The sequence below is a fragment of the Curtobacterium sp. VKM Ac-2887 genome, from assembly GCF_015350935.1.
Classification (GTDB): Bacteria; Actinomycetota; Actinomycetes; order Actinomycetales; family Microbacteriaceae; genus Curtobacterium.
The window spans coordinates 91008-107396 of the sequence record NZ_JADKSB010000001.1 but is presented as its reverse complement, the minus strand read 5'-3'; the positions used below and the strand labels follow the sequence as shown (position 1 = coordinate 107396).

15 protein-coding genes are annotated in these 16389 nt (G+C 72.1%); 7 read left to right on the top strand and 8 right to left on the bottom strand.

The genetic code is table 11. The annotated features are described in order from the left end of the window. Position 1: 1 nt before the first annotated feature. Both ITJ69_RS00480 and ITJ69_RS00475 read right to left on the bottom strand, forming a co-directional pair. Positions 2 to 331, bottom strand: a complete 330-nt coding sequence (locus tag ITJ69_RS00480; protein WP_123936922.1) for a DUF6507 family protein — start codon at positions 329 to 331, stop codon at positions 2 to 4. A 100-nt stretch (positions 332 to 431) separates the two neighbouring features. Further along, positions 432 to 728, bottom strand: coding sequence for a WXG100 family type VII secretion target (locus ITJ69_RS00475; RefSeq protein WP_071404660.1), 297 nt, complete (start codon positions 726 to 728; stop codon positions 432 to 434). 107 nt (positions 729 to 835) lie between these two features. Between ITJ69_RS00475 and ITJ69_RS00470 the strand changes: the two genes are divergently transcribed. Then, positions 836 to 5257 carry an FtsK/SpoIIIE domain-containing protein gene (locus ITJ69_RS00470; RefSeq protein ID WP_194671712.1) on the top strand — a complete coding sequence of 1474 codons (4422 nt, stop codon included), beginning with the start codon at positions 836 to 838 and terminating at the stop codon, positions 5255 to 5257. Between the two features lie 29 nt (positions 5258 to 5286). Here ITJ69_RS00470 and ITJ69_RS00465 read toward each other — a convergent pair whose 3' ends face one another. The 6 genes from ITJ69_RS00465 to ITJ69_RS00440 form a co-directional block, all read right to left on the bottom strand. Next, positions 5287 to 5895 carry an FHA domain-containing protein gene (locus ITJ69_RS00465; protein WP_123293218.1) on the bottom strand — a complete coding sequence of 203 codons (609 nt, stop codon included), beginning with the start codon at positions 5893 to 5895 and terminating at the stop codon, positions 5287 to 5289. Then, on the bottom strand, positions 5895 to 6503 hold the full coding sequence (locus ITJ69_RS00460) for a hypothetical protein (protein ID WP_194671711.1): 609 nt from the start codon (positions 6501 to 6503) through the stop codon (positions 5895 to 5897). The genes ITJ69_RS00465 and ITJ69_RS00460 overlap by 1 nt, the downstream gene beginning before the upstream one ends. A 5-nt stretch (positions 6504 to 6508) precedes the next feature. Further along, positions 6509 to 7312, bottom strand: a complete 804-nt coding sequence (locus ITJ69_RS00455) for an oxygenase MpaB family protein (protein WP_194671710.1) — start codon at positions 7310 to 7312, stop codon at positions 6509 to 6511. A gap of 92 nt (positions 7313 to 7404) precedes the next feature. Further along, entirely contained in the window at positions 7405 to 7770 is a 366-nt protein-coding gene (locus tag ITJ69_RS00450) for a hypothetical protein (RefSeq protein ID WP_194671709.1), read from the bottom strand. A 63-nt stretch (positions 7771 to 7833) separates the two neighbouring features. After that, complete coding sequence (locus tag ITJ69_RS00445) at positions 7834 to 8127, bottom strand: hypothetical protein (protein WP_123340961.1); 294 nt, start codon at positions 8125 to 8127, stop codon at positions 7834 to 7836. Between the two features lie 43 nt (positions 8128 to 8170). Further along, a complete protein-coding gene (locus ITJ69_RS00440; RefSeq protein ID WP_123293224.1) occupies positions 8171 to 8605 on the bottom strand; it encodes an ester cyclase in 435 nt (144 codons plus the stop codon). A 357-nt stretch (positions 8606 to 8962) separates the two neighbouring features. Here ITJ69_RS00440 and sucC point away from each other — a divergent pair, with 357 nt between their 5' ends. The 6 genes from sucC to purH all read left to right on the top strand — a co-directional run bounded on the left by sucC (position 8963) and on the right by purH (position 15989). Then, the gene (gene sucC / locus ITJ69_RS00435; RefSeq protein ID WP_123671459.1) at positions 8963 to 10132 is read left to right on the top strand and encodes an ADP-forming succinate--CoA ligase subunit beta; all 1170 of its coding nucleotides are present in this window, start codon (positions 8963 to 8965) and stop codon (positions 10130 to 10132) included. An 11-nt stretch (positions 10133 to 10143) separates the two neighbouring features. Continuing rightward, positions 10144 to 11028, top strand: a complete 885-nt coding sequence (gene sucD, locus ITJ69_RS00430; protein ID WP_159570483.1) for a succinate--CoA ligase subunit alpha — start codon at positions 10144 to 10146, stop codon at positions 11026 to 11028. 118 nt (positions 11029 to 11146) lie between these two features. Then, entirely contained in the window at positions 11147 to 11635 is a 489-nt protein-coding gene (locus tag ITJ69_RS00425) for a hypothetical protein (protein WP_194671708.1), read from the top strand. 84 nt (positions 11636 to 11719) lie between these two features. Then, the gene (locus tag ITJ69_RS00420; protein WP_194671707.1) at positions 11720 to 13723 is read left to right on the top strand and encodes a DUF6350 family protein; all 2004 of its coding nucleotides are present in this window, start codon (positions 11720 to 11722) and stop codon (positions 13721 to 13723) included. 41 nt (positions 13724 to 13764) lie between these two features. Further along, entirely contained in the window at positions 13765 to 14358 is a 594-nt protein-coding gene (gene purN / locus ITJ69_RS00415; protein WP_131845996.1) for a phosphoribosylglycinamide formyltransferase, read from the top strand. Continuing rightward, entirely contained in the window at positions 14355 to 15989 is a 1635-nt protein-coding gene (gene purH / locus ITJ69_RS00410; protein WP_194671706.1) for a bifunctional phosphoribosylaminoimidazolecarboxamide formyltransferase/IMP cyclohydrolase, read from the top strand. The genes purN and purH overlap by 4 nt, the downstream gene beginning before the upstream one ends. The last annotated feature ends 400 nt before the right edge of the window (positions 15990 to 16389 follow it).

Below are 16389 nucleotides of genomic sequence, written 5' to 3'. Positions count from 1 at the left end.
ACTACTCCGCCCTCGAGGCAGCGGGTCCGCCGCCGCCGTTCTCGTCGTTGACCTGCAGTGCCTGTGCGAGCTGCTCGTCGGTCTCGGTGTAGGTCTCGACGGACGCGCTGAGCATGTCCGCCAGCGCCTTCGTCGAGTCGCTGATCTTGTCGCGCTTGTCGCCCCAGCGGTGGTCGAAGTCGTGCAGGGCGTCCTGCACGGTGCCCGAGCCGATCTCGTCGTCGGACGCGTCGACGCGCTTGTGCGCCTGTTCGAGCGTGCTGTGCACGGTCGACAGGTCGGTCTGGAGCTCCCCGAGCCCCATCAGGTCAACGAGCAGTCTCGAAGCCACGGAACAATCCCTCCCCGATCACGAACCGGAAGCCACCGCCACCGGAACCGCGTCGACCCCGTGCCCCACGTGATCGCGGGACACGGGGTCGTCAGCGGTGTCAGCCCTTGAGGCCGGAAGCGAGCGACTCGTCCGTCTCGGACAGGGTCTGCGACGCCTTCGACAGGAACGTCGACAGGCCCTCGAGCCCCTGGACGGTCTGGGTCACGCCACGGTTGAACTCGTCGTAGGACTCGCCGAACGCGACGGACGACTTGTCGGTGACGTAGCCGTCGGAGATGAGCTGCTGGATCTTGCGCTGCAGGGCGGAGAGACGGTCTTCGATGTCCGCCTGACCCGCCTTGAGGTCGGAGGCTGCTGCCTCGAGGTCTGCGTACGAGACGTTGATGTTCGCCACGGTGTGACTCCCTTTCCCCGGAGTTTCGTCATGTCCCCCCAACGGGGCGTGTTGCAGGGGACACTACCATCGTCCTGCGACATGTAGTCAATGCTACGGGGGATGCCATGACCTTCACGTTCACGATGGTCGACCGCGAGAGCGGTCAGACCGCCAACGTCTACGTCGACGGGGACGACACCCGTGCGGTCGGCGAGCTCGTCGCCGAGGCCGAACGCCTCATCGCGACGGACGTCGTGGCCTCCGGACGGACCCCGGCGTACTTCGTCGGCGAGCAGCCGCTCGACCTGGCGGCGACGGTCGCCGAGTCCGGTGTGCGCGAGGGCGTGGTCGTGGCCCGCAGCCTCGAGCAGGTGCCGCCGCAGCCGCTCCGTCCACTGACCGACGCCGAGATCCGGATCGTCTCGGGCCTGCACGCCGGCACCATCGTGCGGGTGGGCACCGGCACGGTGACGATCGGCACGGCGACGAACGCCACGGTGCGCATCCCGGTGAGCACCACCGCCGAGGTCGAGGCCGAGGCCACCGGGGCCGAGACCGTACCGGAGGTCGCCCTGCTCGTGTCGGTCACGGCCGACGGCGCGAAGGTCCGTCCGGCGAACGGCTTCGCCGGGGCGGTGCTCGACGGTGCTGCCGTCACCGAGGAGACCGACTGGCCGGAGACCGCGCAGCTGGCGATCGGCGGGGTCCTGCTCGGCTTCGGTCGGGCGCCGGACCGTGGGGCGCACCTGTCCCTGGCCGACGACGGCATGTCGCTCGAGTACAACCGCCCGCCGCGCATCCTGCCGCCCGACGAGCACACCCGCTACCAGCTGCCGGCCCCGCCGACCGAACCCCCGGCGCGGGCGCTGCCCATCCTGATGGCGCTGGCGCCGATGGGCATGGCCGTGATGTTCGTGTCGACCACCGGTCGCTGGATCTACCTGCTCATCGCCCTGCTGTCGCCGATCCTGATGATCATCACGGGCCTCCAGGGTCGCCGTCAGGGCAAGAAGACGTACCGCCAGCGGATCGTGGAGTACGAGGACACCAAGGCGCGCATCGAGGCGGACGCGACCGAGAGCCTCCAGTCCGAACGGGCGCGCTGGATCGCGAGCGCTCCTGATCCGGCCGCCGTCTACGAGACGGCGGTCACGCCGCTGCCGCGCCTGTGGGAGCGGCGTCGGACCGACCCCGACCACCTGCTCGTCCGTGTCGGCACGGCGACGCAACGGTCCGAGGTGACCATCGAGGACCCGGAACAGCTGTCGCACAAGCGGACCGTCGCGTGGGACGCGACCGACGTGCCGGTCCGGATCCGCCTGGCGGAGCGTGGCGTGATCGGCATCGCCGGCCCGGACGACGACGCCCGACGGCTGGCGAACTGGGTGGTCGCGCAGCTCGCGACGCTGCAGAGCCCGAAGGACGTCACCTTCACGCTGCTCACCGACACCACCCGGACCGCGCTGTGGGAGTGGATGTCCTGGTTGCCGCACGTCCGCCGCGACGGCGCCGACCAGCCGATGACGAGCATCGCCTCGAACGCCGCAACGACCGCGCGGGCCATCGCCGAGCTCGCGGCGGTCATCGACGCCCGGAAGGAAGCCGGCATCGGCAAGAAGACGCCGCCGGCCGACGAGATCGTGGTCGTGATGGACGGCGCCCGACGCCTGCGTGCGATGCCGTCGCTCGTGCAGGTGCTGAAGGAGGGGCCGTCGGTCGGGGTGTTCAGCATCTGCCTCGACCTGGACGAGCGGCTCCTGCCCGAGGAGTGCGACGCCGTGGTCGTGGTCCGCGACGACCGGATCCGGGTCACGCAGCAGCGCAGCGAGCGGATCGACGATGCCCGACCCGACCTGGTCGACCAGGACTGGCTCGAGTGGGTCGCCCGGTCGCTGTCGCCGATCGTCGACGCCAGCCCGGACGTGCAGGACGGCGCCATCCCGTCGTCGGCGCGGCTGCTCGACGTGCTGCAGCTCGAACCGCCGACGTCCGAGGCCGTGCAGGCCCGCTGGCTGCTCGGCGGACGCAGCACGACCGCCGTCATCGGCGCCTCGATCGACGGGCCGTTCGCGATCGACCTGCGGAACGACGGTCCGCACGGACTCGTCGCCGGCACGACCGGTTCCGGCAAGTCCGAGCTGCTGCAGACGATCGTCGCGTCGCTCGCCGTCGCGAACCGGCCGGACGAAATGAACTTTGTGCTCGTCGACTACAAGGGCGGTGCGGCGTTCAAGGACTGCGTCGACCTGCCGCACACGGTCGGCATGGTCACCGACCTCGACACCCACCAGGTGGAGCGGGCGCTCGAGTCGCTCGGCGCAGAACTGCGCACCCGCGAGCACGCCCTGGCCGAGGTCGGCGCGAAGGACCTCGAGGACTACCAGGACCTGCAGGCGAAGCGCGCGGCGTCGGGCGACGCGATCCCGAGCCTGCCGCGGCTGCTCATCGTCATCGACGAGTTCGCCTCGCTCGCCCGCGAGCTCCCGGACTTCGTCAAGGGCCTGGTGAACATCGCCCAGCGCGGGCGCTCGCTCGGCATCCACCTCGTGCTCGCCACGCAGCGCCCCGGCGGTGTCGTGTCGCCCGAGATCCGCGCCAACACGAACCTGCGGATCGCGTTGCGCGTCACCGACCAGTCGGAGAGCCAGGACGTCATCGGCGCGAACGACGCCGCGCGGATCGCGAAGACGACGCCCGGTCGCGCGTACGTGCGGCTCGGCGCGGCCTCGTTGCTGCCCTTCCAGTCCGGTCGGGTGGGCGGGCGTCGGCCCGGCACGGACGACCAGGAGGCCCGGCCCGCCCTGGTCCGCGAACTCACCTTCGCCTCGTACAGCGAACCAGCCCCACGCCCGGCAGCCGTCGAGGCCGCCGCCAGCGACGTGGAGGTCACCGACCTGAGCGTCCTCGTCGCGTCGATCGGCGACGCCACCCGAGCCCTCGGGACCCCCGACCAGCGGAAGCCCTGGCTGCCGCCCCTCGGCGCGGTCGTCGGACTCGACGACGTCGAAGCCGCCGGTGCCGCAGGTGCCGCCGAGCTGCCGCCGCTCGCCGTGGCCTGGGGCATCGAGGACCACCCCGCCGACCAGCAGCAGCGCCCCGCCGTGTTCGACCTCGACGCCGACGGCCACCTGTTCGTCATCGGGTCGCCGCGCTCCGGCCGCAGCCAGACGCTCCGCACCCTGGCCGGTGCGATGGCCCTGCGCCTCGGCGTCGGTGACGTGCACATGTACGGGATCGACTGCGGCAACGGCGCCCTGCTCGCGCTCGGGGCCCTGCCGCACTGCGGTGCCGTGGTGCAGCGGCACGAGCCCGACCGGGTCTCGCGGCTGCTCGGCATCCTGCTCCGCACCGTGCAGGAGCGCCAGGCCGCCTTCGCGAGCGGCGGGTACTCGTCCATCGCCGAGCAGCGGTCCGACGAGCACACCACCCCGCTGCCGCACGTCGTCGTGTTCCTGGACCAGTGGGAGAGCTTCATGGCGACCCTGGCCGACGCCGAGAACGGTGCGCTGCACGACGCCGTCCAGACGCTGCTGCGCGAGGGCGTCGGCGTCGGCGTGCACCTGATCGTCTCCGGGGACCGCACGTTGACCTCCGGCCGGATGTCGAGCCAGGTGGAGCGGAAGCTGCTGCTCGCCCTGGCCGACCGCGGCGACTACAACTACGAGGGCATCAACGGCAAGAAGCTGCCGGAGTCGATCCCGCCCGGCCGCGGCTTCCGGAACGCCACCGCGACGGAGACCCAGGTCGCCGTGCTGCCCGGCGGCCTCGGCGGACGCGACCAGGCGGCGGCGATCCGCGGCATCGGCGACGAGGTCCGCGCCCACGTCCCAGCAACCGTGCCGAAGCCGTTCCGGATCGACGTCCTGCCGCGGTCCATCACGTTCGAGGAGGCCGCGCGGTACCTGCCCTCGACGGACGCCTCGGTCGGCCGGGTCGCGCTCGGCGTCGGCGGCGACGAGCTCCGGCTCTTCACCCACGACTTCGTGCAGGACACCCCGGTGTTCATCGTCGCCGGCAGCCCGCGCTCCGGCAAGAGCACCGCGCTCGTCGCGATGGCCCGGCACGTCCTGTCCGCAGGTGGGTCGGTCGTCGCGGTCACGCCGCGGGACTCCCCGCTCCGGGCGCTCGAGGGCGCCCCGCGCGCGACCGTGGTCACCGACGGCGAGATCGGGGCCGAGGGCCTCTCCGCCGCGATCGACACCGGCTCGGACGGCTTCACGCTCGTGCTCGTCGACGACGCCGAGGCGCTCAAGGAGACCCCGGCCGAACCGGTGTTCCGGGCGGTCATGGACTCCGACCGGGGCCGTTCGGTCGGGCTCGTCATCGCCGGCGACGTCGAGGGCGTCGCGAGCGGGTTCCGTGGCTGGCAGGTCGACGCGAAGAAGGCCCGTCGCGGGATGCTGCTCGCGCCGCTCAGCACCGTCGACGGCGACCTGATCGGCACGAAGCTGTCGAAGAGCCTGGTGACGCAGGACCGGGTGCCGGGTCGGGCACTGCTCAACGACGCCGACCAGGCGCTGCGGCTGGTGCAGGTGGCCGCCGACTGACGGAGGCGGCGCGAGGTCGCGCGCCGGCGTCAGCCGAGTGGGGCTTCGCCGACCAGCGCGGTCTGCGGCTCGGCGCGCAGCGTGTGGCCGCCGAACACGACCACGTCGCCCGGCTGCACCACGGTGCGCTGCGCCGGCGGCACCATCGTCGCCGGGAACCCCGGCCGCTGCAGCTCGACCCCGTTCGCCGACGCCGTGTCGAGCACCCAGAGCGAGCCCTCGGCACCGAAGCCGAACTCCAGGTGCGTGCGGCTGAGCAGCTTGTCCGGGTCCTCGAGGGCGATCATGTGCGCGTAGCCGCCGTCCGGGTGGGCGCTCGCCGGGTCACGGCCGATCAGCCCGCCACCGGACACGGTCACCCGCTGGTGGTCGTCGAGCACCAGGACGGCCGCCGCGGTCTGCCGGGCCGGAGCCGCGTCACGGCGAGCCGTGCCACCGGCGGAGCCCAGGGGACGCCCGGGCAGCTGCGCGACGGTCGCCCGCACCCGGTCGGCGCTGGCGCGGGGAGCCGGCGGCGGCGTGACGACCGCGCGGGCGAGTTCGCCGCGCTGCGCCATCCGCGCGAGGTCGTCGACGGTGACCCGCTCGACGACGGGTTCGACGGGCTTCCGACGCTTCCGGAACGGCCAGATCCGCATCAGTCGACCCCGACGCCGACCGTGGCCGAGTCGATGAGCTCGAAGGTGTCGGTCACGGTCTCGAACAGTTCGTACAGCGGCTCGGCCAGGTCGGTCGCTGGCGAGGACACGCTCACCAGGGCGACCTGGTCACCCGCCGGCACGAACGTCTGCATGAGCACGACGTCGAACGAGCCGCGGCCGTCCGGCGCCTGGACGGTCGAGACGCCCCAGACGCGCGGCACCCGGCCGACCCGGGGGACCTCGTGCACGTCGACGTGCATGCCGTCGTCGTCACCGCCGAGCGCGGCGACGTGGTCGGTCAGGGCAGCAAGCGGGTCGCCGCCGGCCTCGGGAGCGGGCAGGACCGTGACGGTCAGGGCGCCGGAGACGATGCCGTCCTCGCTCGGCTCGGCGAAGGCCGCGCAGTACCGGGCACCGCTGTCCCACGCCGACCGCGCGAACCGACGGAGGGCGCGGACGATCTCGGTGCGGTGGTCCCAGAGCTCGCGCTGGTCCTCGATGCGCTCCTGCACGAGGGCGCTGATCCGGTCGTCGCGGCGCTCCGGCTCGACGGGCAGTTCGAACCAGGAGCGCGGGACCGTGATGGCGAAGTGGTCGACCGACATGCCCGCTACCGTACCGTGGCGTGTCGCCCGGCCGTCCGGCGCATCGCCCGCAGCAGCAGCGGACCCGGCAGCCGCAGCAGGGCCCCGGGCAGGACCGACCGCACCCCGCTGACCACGGCGACCGTCCGCTGGAACCGACGGTGCTCGCGCGGCCCCCACGCGAACCCGTACGCGGTCCGCAGCCGTTCCGGCAGCATCCCGACCGTGACGATCCGGACGAGCGGCATCGCGGCACGCACCCAGAGCGGCGCGAACCGCGGGTGGAGCAGGTCACGCACCACCCCGCGGGCGTCGTCGGTGACCTCGAGCCGCTCGAGGGCGTCGGCCCAGTACTCGTCGAAGGCCGCGACCGAGGTCGGCCAGCGCTCGGCGGGCACCCGCAGCGTCGTCGCGATCGGGGCGTACGCGGCGAGCACGGCCTCGGCGCGTTCCGCCGTGACGGGAGCGCCGAACAGGTCGTGCGCCCGACGAGCCGAGTCGAACAGGGTCGCGGCCACCCACAGCTGCCGGTCGACGTCGTCCGCGCCGGTCACGGGGGCGTGGGCCCGGTTCACGAAACCCGCGGCGATCGCGGCGTCACGCTCCGTGCCGGAGACGACGGCGTACACGAACATCAGGGTGTGGGCCAGCCGCTGCTGCGGTCGGCGGGCGAAGTCCGAGTGCCGGCGGACCCCCGCCGCGACGACCGGGTCGGCGATCTGCAGCAGGATGGCGCGGCCGCCCGCGGCCACGGGTGTGCTGTCACCGAGGAAGCGACGCAGGTTGCGGTCGTGGACGCGACCGGACGACGGACGGGAGGTGGGCCCCACCAGCCGGTTCCGGCGCACCGCGCCAGCGGGGTGACGGCCGTGACTGGAGGGACGTGGCGGGCCCGGCACCGGGCCTCCAGGCCGTGGGGTGGTCACGGTCCACCCCGTCGGCGTCGCGCCCGCAGGACGGGGACGAGGTCAGCGGCGATCGCCGCGACGAGCCCGACCGCGCCGGTCACGAGGGCGATCACCAGGTACGTGCCGTCCACCCGGACGTCGCCCGTCAGGGCGAGCAGGGTGGCCACGAGCCAGATCGCGGGGAGCGGCCAGAGGCGGCTCGGTGCTCCGGTGACGACGGCTCCGACCACCGCGACCGCGAGGAGCAGGACCCATCGACCTGCCGGCTCGGACTGCGCGGCGAGGTGTGCGGAGGCCGCGACGAGCAGCATCGCCGCGATCGCCACCAGGCGGGCGGCCGACGGCATGCTGCGGACGCTGGCTCGGACACGACGGAACACGGCCCGATGCTACGGGCCGTGTTCCGCGGATCGCTGGGGGAGGCGCTGATCAGGGGATGCGGATCAGAGCGGCTTGGTGCCGAGGTCGCCCCCCAGGTCCGGCCGGTCCTCGTCGGCGTCGTGCTCCCACAGGTCGGGGGAGCCCTCGCGCGGAGATCCGCCGGTCGGGCCGTCGTCGGTACCGTCACCGGGCTGCGGCTCGACGGTCTCGCCGGCGACCGCGTCGTTCGTCACGGTCTCGAGGGACTCCTCGGACTCGTCCACCTCGTACGGGCCGACGTGCTCGCGGTCGATGTCGTCGTCGCGGCGCTGCTGGGCCTCGAAGTCGTCGACGGGGCTGATGCCGGGATCGCTCATGGTGTCCTCCTGGGTGTGGGTGGTGCCGGGTGTCCGATGGTGTTCAGGCGCTGACGAAGTGGACGTCGCCGGAGCCGAGCGCGAGCTGCTCCGCCAGGCCCTTCTCGTCGGTCGCGCCCCAGCGTTCGGCGATCTTGCCGTCACGGAACTTCGAGACCTGGATGCCGCGGACCTCGAAGGTGCGACCCGTCGGCGCGTGGCCCTGGAACGGACCGGTGTGGGTGCCGCGGATCGTGAACACCGCGGTGATGTAGTCGTCCGTGACGACCAGCGGGTCGGGCTCGAGCGTGAGGTCCGGGAACGCGGTGGTGAACTCGGTCCAGAAGTCGACGATCCCCGCGAGACCGGGCTGCTGGTCGGGCGCGGGGTCGTGGTCCACGACGTCCTCGGCCCACACCTCGGGGAAGCGGTCGAAGGCCCGCGCCTCCAGGATCTCGCCGAGTCGTTCCTGTGCCTGCTGGTTCTGTTCCGCGGTCATGCGCGCTCCTTCGTTCGGGCCATCCGGTGGTTCGGGCCTGCCGGTGGTTCGGGCCTTCCGGTGTACGCCGGATCGGTGAGAGCGGCGTCCAGGGTGCGCGAGTTCACCTGCGGGACACCTCCCCGTCACGACGGCCGTGCACACTGCCGGTGCTCGGGGGAGTGGAGCGCGGTCGCCGACGGGTGGTCGAGCGACCGCGCCTTCCCCTGCGTCCCGCGCCGCCCGTTGTCTCGACGTCCATGTCGCCGCGCTAGGCTGCGTGACGGCCGTTGTCTCGACATCGAGCGACCCTCGATGTGGAGTGCGCGACCGGGAAACCGATGCCGATCGCACGAACCGTGCGGGAAGAAGAACAGCGTGGATCTTTTCGAGTATCAGGCCAGGGACCTCTTCGAGTCCTACGGCGTCCCCGTCCTCCAGGGGATCATCGCCGACACCCCGGAAGAGGCGAGAGCGGCGGCCGAGAAGATCGGTGGCGTCGTGGTCGTCAAGGCCCAGGTGAAGGTCGGTGGGCGCGGCAAGGCCGGCGGCGTCAAGGTCGCGAAGACCCCCGACGAGGCGTTCGAGCACGCCCAGGCGATCCTCGGCCTCGACATCAAGGGCCACACCGTGCAGCGCGTCATGATCGCCCAGGGCGCCGACATCGCCGAGGAGTTCTACTTCTCCGTGCTGCTCGACCGGGCCAACCGCTCCTACCTCTCGCTCACCAGCGTCGAGGGCGGCATGGAGATCGAGCAGCTCGCCGTCGAGAAGCCCGAGGCGCTCGCCCGCGTCGAGGTCGACCCGCTCACCGGGATCGACGCGGCCGCCGGTCGCGCGATCGCCGAGCAGGCCGGGTTCCCGGCGGAGCTCGTCGACCAGGTGGCCGACGTCTTCTCGAAGCTCTACGACGTCTACAAGGGCGAGGACGCCACGCTCGTCGAGGTGAACCCCCTCGTCCGCACCGGCGACGGCCAGATCCTGGCGCTCGACGGAAAGGTCTCGCTCGACGAGAACGCCGACTTCCGCCACCCCGCGCACAAGGACCTCGAGGACTCCGCGAGCGAGGACCCGCTCGAGGCCAAGGCGAAGGCCCACGGCCTGAACTACGTCAAGCTCGACGGCCAGGTCGGCGTCATCGGCAACGGTGCGGGCCTCGTCATGTCGACGCTCGACGTCGTCGCCTACGCCGGTGAACGTCACGGCGGCGTGAAGCCCGCGAACTTCCTCGACATCGGCGGCGGCGCCTCGGCCGAGGTCATGGCCAACGGCCTCGACGTCATCCTCGGCGACCCGCAGGTGAAGAGCGTCTTCGTGAACGTCTTCGGCGGCATCACCGCCTGCGACGCCGTCGCGAACGGCATCGTCGCCGCCCTCGGGATCCTCGGCGACGCGGCCACCAAGCCGCTCGTCGTGCGTCTGGACGGCAACAACGTGGAAGAGGGCCGACGGATCCTGGCGGAGGCAGCGCACCCGCTCGTCACCGTCGCCGCGACCATGGACGACGCGGCCGAGCAGGCCGCCGAACTCGCCGCTGCCGCGGCCTGAAGGGACTGACCATGTCGATCTTCCTCAACAAGGACTCCAAGGTCATCGTCCAGGGCATCACCGGCGGCGAGGGCACCAAGCACACCGCCCTCATGCTCAAGGCCGGCACCCAGGTCGTCGGTGGCGTCAACGCCCGCAAGGCCGGCACCACCGTCACCCACGGTGACGTGTCGCTGCCCGTCTTCGGCACCGTGCGCGAGGCCATCGACACCACCGGTGCCGACGTCTCCATCGTCTTCGTGCCGCCGGCGTTCGCCAAGGACGCCGTGCTCGAGGCCATCGATGCCGCGATCCCGCTCGTCGTCGTCATCACCGAGGGCATCCCCGTGCAGGACGCCGCCGAGTTCTGGGCACACGCCAAGGCGCTCGGCGGGAAGACCCGCATCATCGGCCCGAACTGCCCCGGCATCATCACCCCGGGGGAGTCGCTCGTCGGCATCACCCCGGCGACGATCACCGGCAAGGGACCGATCGGCCTCGTCTCGAAGTCGGGCACCCTGACCTACCAGATGATGTACGAGCTGCGGGACCTGGGCTTCTCGACCGCCATCGGCATCGGCGGCGACCCGGTCATCGGGACGACGCACATCGACGCGCTCGCCGCGTTCGAGGCCGACCCCGAGACCGAGGCCATCGTGATGATCGGTGAGATCGGTGGCGACGCCGAGGAGCGCGCAGCCGAGTTCATCAAGGCGCACGTCACGAAGCCGGTCGTCGGCTACGTCGCGGGCTTCACCGCCCCCGAGGGCAAGACGATGGGCCACGCCGGAGCGATCGTGTCCGGTTCCGCCGGCACCGCCGAGGCGAAGAAGCAGGCGCTCGAGGCCGCCGGCGTGAAGGTCGGCAAGACGCCGTCCGAGACCGCTGCGCTGCTGCGCGAGGTCGTCGCCCGCTAGCGGTTCGTCCGTTCCGCTGAACACCGGTGTTCGTTCGTCGGACCGCGTCATGCGCGTGTTCGTCCGACGAGCACCGGTGTTCTGCGTGGGGTCCCCGCGGCACCGGTAGCATCGCGGCGTGGTCGAGCGGAGCGGGCAGCGGGGTGAACCCGCACGCTTGGGGATCGTGGTCGGGCTCGTGTCGGCACTGGTCGGCATCGGCTTCCTCGCCACCCCGATCCGTGCGGTCGACACCCCGGGAGGCGTGCACCTCTGGAGCATCGCCATCGCTCTGATCGCATTCGGTGCGTGGTTCACGTGGGCTGCATTCCTCCTGCCGCGTTCTCGCACGAACCCGAGCCTGCGGCGCGAGGACATCGACATGCCGCACGACCCGGCGATCTACGACCCGGCCGACTACGAACGGCGACCGGGCTACGTGACCGAGGTCGACGGTCGCACTGGCCAGACGCCCATCGCGGTCGCTGTGTCGGTTGCTTCCCTGATGTGCGCGCTCTTCGTCGGCGGACTCATCGGACTCGATCGGTGGATCGCCTGGCCATTCGCGATCGGCATCGCGGTCGTCGCGTGGCAGATCATCACGATCAGCGGGCGCCGTCGGAACTGAGTCCGTCCGGGACCACCCGCTGAGTCTGCTGCGGAGCCGCGCGGCTCACGGCCGAGAGCCGGACTGCCACGTATCCTCACTGCGATGAACCGCCTGGGAACCGCTCTGCTCGCCGCGATCGAGGCGGTCGTGACGGTCGGCGTCGGCATCGGGATCGCACTGGTCCCGCTCACCCTGCTGTGGGGCTTCGAGTACGGCCTGCAGATCGACTGGGACGTGTTCTGGAAGGCCACCGGCAGCGTCTGGCTCGTCGGCCACGGCGTCGACGTCTCGTTCCTGCTCGGGTCCGCGCTGGCGAAGAGCTCCGGGGTCAGCGGTGCCGCCGACCCCATCCACGTGACGCTGGCGGCGCTCGGCTTCGCGGTCGTGACCGCCTGGCTCGGCGCCCGTGCCGGTCGACGCTTCGCGGAGACCGAGCACCGCACCACCGGCCTGCTGGTCGGGACGGCGGTCGTCGCGGCGCTCGGCCTCGGCGTCGCGCTGTCGTCGACCTCCGCTGCCACGCAGCCGACGATCTGGCAGGCCGTGGTCCTGCCCGCGCTGTGGTTCGGGATCCCGGCGCTCGTCAGCTCGGAGGTCTGCCGACGACGACGGGACCTGCCGGCGGACCCCGCCACCCAGCGTGTGCTCGACCTGCTCGACCGCGTGCCCGTGCTCTGGCGTGCGATCGCCGGGTTCGGTCTCCGTGCCGGGACCGCCGCCACCGGAGTCGTCGTCGCGTTCGCCGGGGTCGTCGTCGCGTTCCTGCTCTTCACCTCGTTCGCCGAGGTGATCACCCTGTACGAGCAGTCCCACGCCGGTGTGATCGGTGGCATCGCCCTCACCGTCGGGCAGCTCGCGTTCCTGCCGGACTTCGTCGGGTGGGCGACGTCGTGGCTGATCGGCCCCGGGTTCGCCATCGGCACCGGTTCGAGCGTGTCCCCGATCGCCACGACCCTCGGACCGATCCCCGGACTGCCGGTGTTCGGCGCACTGCCGACCTCGGGCCACACCTTCGGCCTGGTCTGGATCCTGGTACCGGTGATCGCCGGCTTCGCGATCGGCGGCTCGATGCGCCCGCGACTCGTCCGTGTGCTGGGGAACGCCGACTCCGCACCCCACCGAGCGCTCGCCGGTGTCGCGACGGGCATCGTCGCCGGTGTCCTGACCGGGCTGATCGCCTGGGTGTCGTCCGGATCGTTCGGCCCCGGACGACTGGCCGACGTCGGCCCGCACGCCCTGGTGGTGGGTGGGTTCGCCGCGCTCGAGATCGGCCTGCCGGCGGTCATCGCCCTCGCCGCGGGCAGCGACCTCGTCCGACTGCCGGACCGGGGCTGGACCCGGGAGCGCTGGACCGAGGCGGACGACGACGACGCAGACCGGACCGGAGCCGAGGCCGGGGCGGGATCGCTGCTCGCCGCGCTCGACCAGGCCGGCGCGGGACGGACCACCGACGTGCACCGGTTCGTGGTCGAGGAGTCCCACGACGGGTCGACCGCTGCCCGCTCGCGCGCCGCTGTGACCAGCCCGACGGAACCGATCGCCGACGAACCGGTCGCGCCCGCGCCCATCGCAGCGCCTCGTACGCCCCCGCGCGACCCGGACCACGACGTGGAACTGCCGGCCTGGGCGAAGACCGACGCCGTCGCTTCGGAGCGTCTGGCGGACGAGAGCCCGACCGAGCCCCGCTCGTCGGGACGTGCCGCGATGGGTGCCCTGCGCGATCGACTGCACGGTGTCGCCGACGGTGCGCGCGAACGGGCTGGGGGACTCCGCGAGCGAGCTGGTGGACTCCGCGACCGCGCCGGCGGACTCCGCGACCGCGTGACCGGTGCCGACGCCGTAGCGGAGCAGCAGCGCCCTGCGCCCGCTCCGGAACGGCCCGCCACGTCGACGTCCACGCCCGATCACACCGACGCGCAGCCAGCGTTCCCGTGGAGCACCGAGGAGTTCGTCGCCGGACGGGACGACGTCGACGACGAACCGGCCGCACCCGAGGCCCCCGCAGCTGTTCCCACCCAGGCGGCCCGTCCGACGAACTGGGACGTCACCGACCAGATCCCCGACGAGGAGCTGCCCTGGTGGCGCCGCCCGAAGGACGATCGCTAGCGCCGACGTCACGTCGCGCGGGTCCCGGTAGGGTTGGTGCCGTGCTCGAACTGGTCGTCCTGATCTCCGGTACCGGGTCGAACCTCCGAGCCCTGCTCGAAGCGACCTTCGACGCCGAGTACCCCGCCCGTGTCGTCGCCATCGGTGCCGACCGCGATGCCGAGGGTCTCGGTCTGGGCGAGGAGTTCTCGATCCCCACCTTCACGGTGCCGTTCTCGCGCTACGAGACCCGTGCCGAGTGGGGGCAGGCACTCGCCGAGCAGATCCGCCCGTGGTCGCCCGACCTGCTGGTGCTCTCCGGCCTGATGCGCCTGCTGCCCCCGGCCGTGGTGTCCGAGTTCGCCCCGGGCATCATCAACACCCACCCGGCGTACCTGCCCGAGTTCCCCGGCGCCCACGGCGTGCGGGACGCCCTGGCAGCCGGCGTCACCGAGACCGGCGCGAGCGTCATCGCGGTCGACGACGGCGTGGACACCGGCCCGATCCTGGCCCAGGAGCGCGTCCCCGTGCTCCCGGGCGACTCCGAGTCGACGCTGCACGACCGCATCAAGCCGGTCGAGCGCCGCCTGCTCATCCAGACCATCCTCGACATCGCCAACGGCACCACCGACCTGAAGGGCACCCCGAGCGCATGAGCGTGCACGCAGCCGACCCCAGCCTCTACCGCGACCGTGACGTGGTGCCGGTCCGCCGCGCACTCATCTCGGTGAGCGACAAGTCCGGCCTGCTCGAGCTCGCCGGTGCCCTCGCCGAGTCGGGTGTCGAGATCGTGTCGACGGGGTCCACCGCCCAGACGATCCGTGACGCCGGGTACGCCGTCACCGACGTCGCGAGCGTCACCGGGTTCCCGGAGTCGCTCGACGGCCGGGTCAAGACGCTGCACCCGTCGGTGCACGCCGGTCTGCTCGCCGACCTGCGCCTCGAGTCGCACGAGCAGCAGCTCGCCGACCTCGGGATCGCGGCGTTCGAGCTCGTCGTCGTGAACCTGTACCCGTTCGTCGAGACGGTGGCCTCTGGTGCCGACACCGCGACCGTGGTCGAGAACGTCGACATCGGCGGCCCCGCGATGGTCCGTGCGTCGGCGAAGAACCACCCGAACGTCGCGATCGTCGTCTCGCCGTCGTCCTACGCCGAGGTCGTCGAGGCCGTCCGCGCGGGCGGCACCTCGCTCGAGCTCCGCAAGCGTCTGGCGGCCCAGGCCTTCGCGCACACCGCGGCGTACGACACCGCGGTGGCGTCCTACTTCGCCAGCGACGTCGTCGCGGCCGCTGCGGCGCCGACGACCAGCGGCGACATCCAGACGCCCGGTGCGTTCGACGAGCACCTCGGCTTCACCGCCGACCTGTCGGCCACGCTCCGCTACGGCGAGAACGCGCACCAGGCAGCCGCGTTGTACACGAGCACCGACGGCGCCGGCATCGCGCAGGCGACGCAGCTGCACGGCAAGGAGATGTCGTACAACAACTACGTCGACGCCGACGCGGCCGTCCGTGCGGCGTTCGACTTCGACACCCCCGCGGTCGCCATCATCAAGCACGCCAACCCGTGCGGCATCGCGATCGCCCCGGCGGACGCCGCCGACCCGATCGCCTCGGCCCACGCCGCCGCGCACGCCTGCGACCCGCTGTCGGCGTTCGGTGGGGTCATCGCCGCGAACCGTCCGGTCACCGTGGCGATGGCCGAGACCGTGAAGGGCATCTTCACCGAGGTCGTCGTCGCCCCGGGCTTCGACCCCGAGGCGCTCGAGATCCTGTCGCGCAAGAAGAACATCCGCCTGCTCACGCTGCCGGCCGACTTCGCCCTGGCACCGCGCGAGGTCAAGCAGATCTCCGGCGGCTTCCTGGTGCAGGACGCCGACCGCTTCACGGCGTTCGACCAGTCCACGTGGACCCTGGTCGCCGGCGCGCCCGCCGACGAACAGACCCTCGCCGACCTGGCCTTCGCGTGGAAGGCGAGCCGTTCGGTCAAGTCGAACGCCATCCTGCTGGCGAACCAGGGCGCGAGCGTCGGGGTCGGCATGGGCCAGGTCAACCGGGTGGACTCGTGCCACCTCGCGGTGAACCGTGCCGGTGACCGCGCGACCGGCAGCGTCGCGGCGTCCGATGCGTTCTTCCCGTTCGCCGACGGCCTGCAGGTGCTGCTCGACGCCGGTGTGCGCGCGGTGGCCCAGCCCGGTGGCAGCGTCCGCGACGACGAGGTCATCGCCGCGGCGACGGCCGCGGGCGTCACGATGTACTTCACGGGCGAGCGCCACTTCTTCCACTGAAGTGAACAAATCGCGGCACCCTATTGCGCGCTGAGAGTCACTGTGAATAGTCTGTAAGGCTCCGCGACAGGCAGCCGACGGTCCCTCGGGACCGGTGGCACCGCGGACACAACGGTGACGAAGACGACGACTGGAGTGACGATGGACAACATGACCGGAACCGTGGCGACGGCCGCCCGTGCAGGTCTCGTGTCCGTCGTGGGGACCACTCCCGCACGGCGATCCCTGATCGCACCGCGACCGCGCGTCGCGGCCGCCGTCTAGCCAGGCCGTTCCCACGGCCTCGCGGCGCCGCACGACCAGCGTCCGCGAACCACCCGCCTGAACCCGGGGGACGAGTGTCTCCCGGTGCCCTCCGGCCCGACCGACGTCACGCGAGTGACGGCGGAGGCGCGACCAC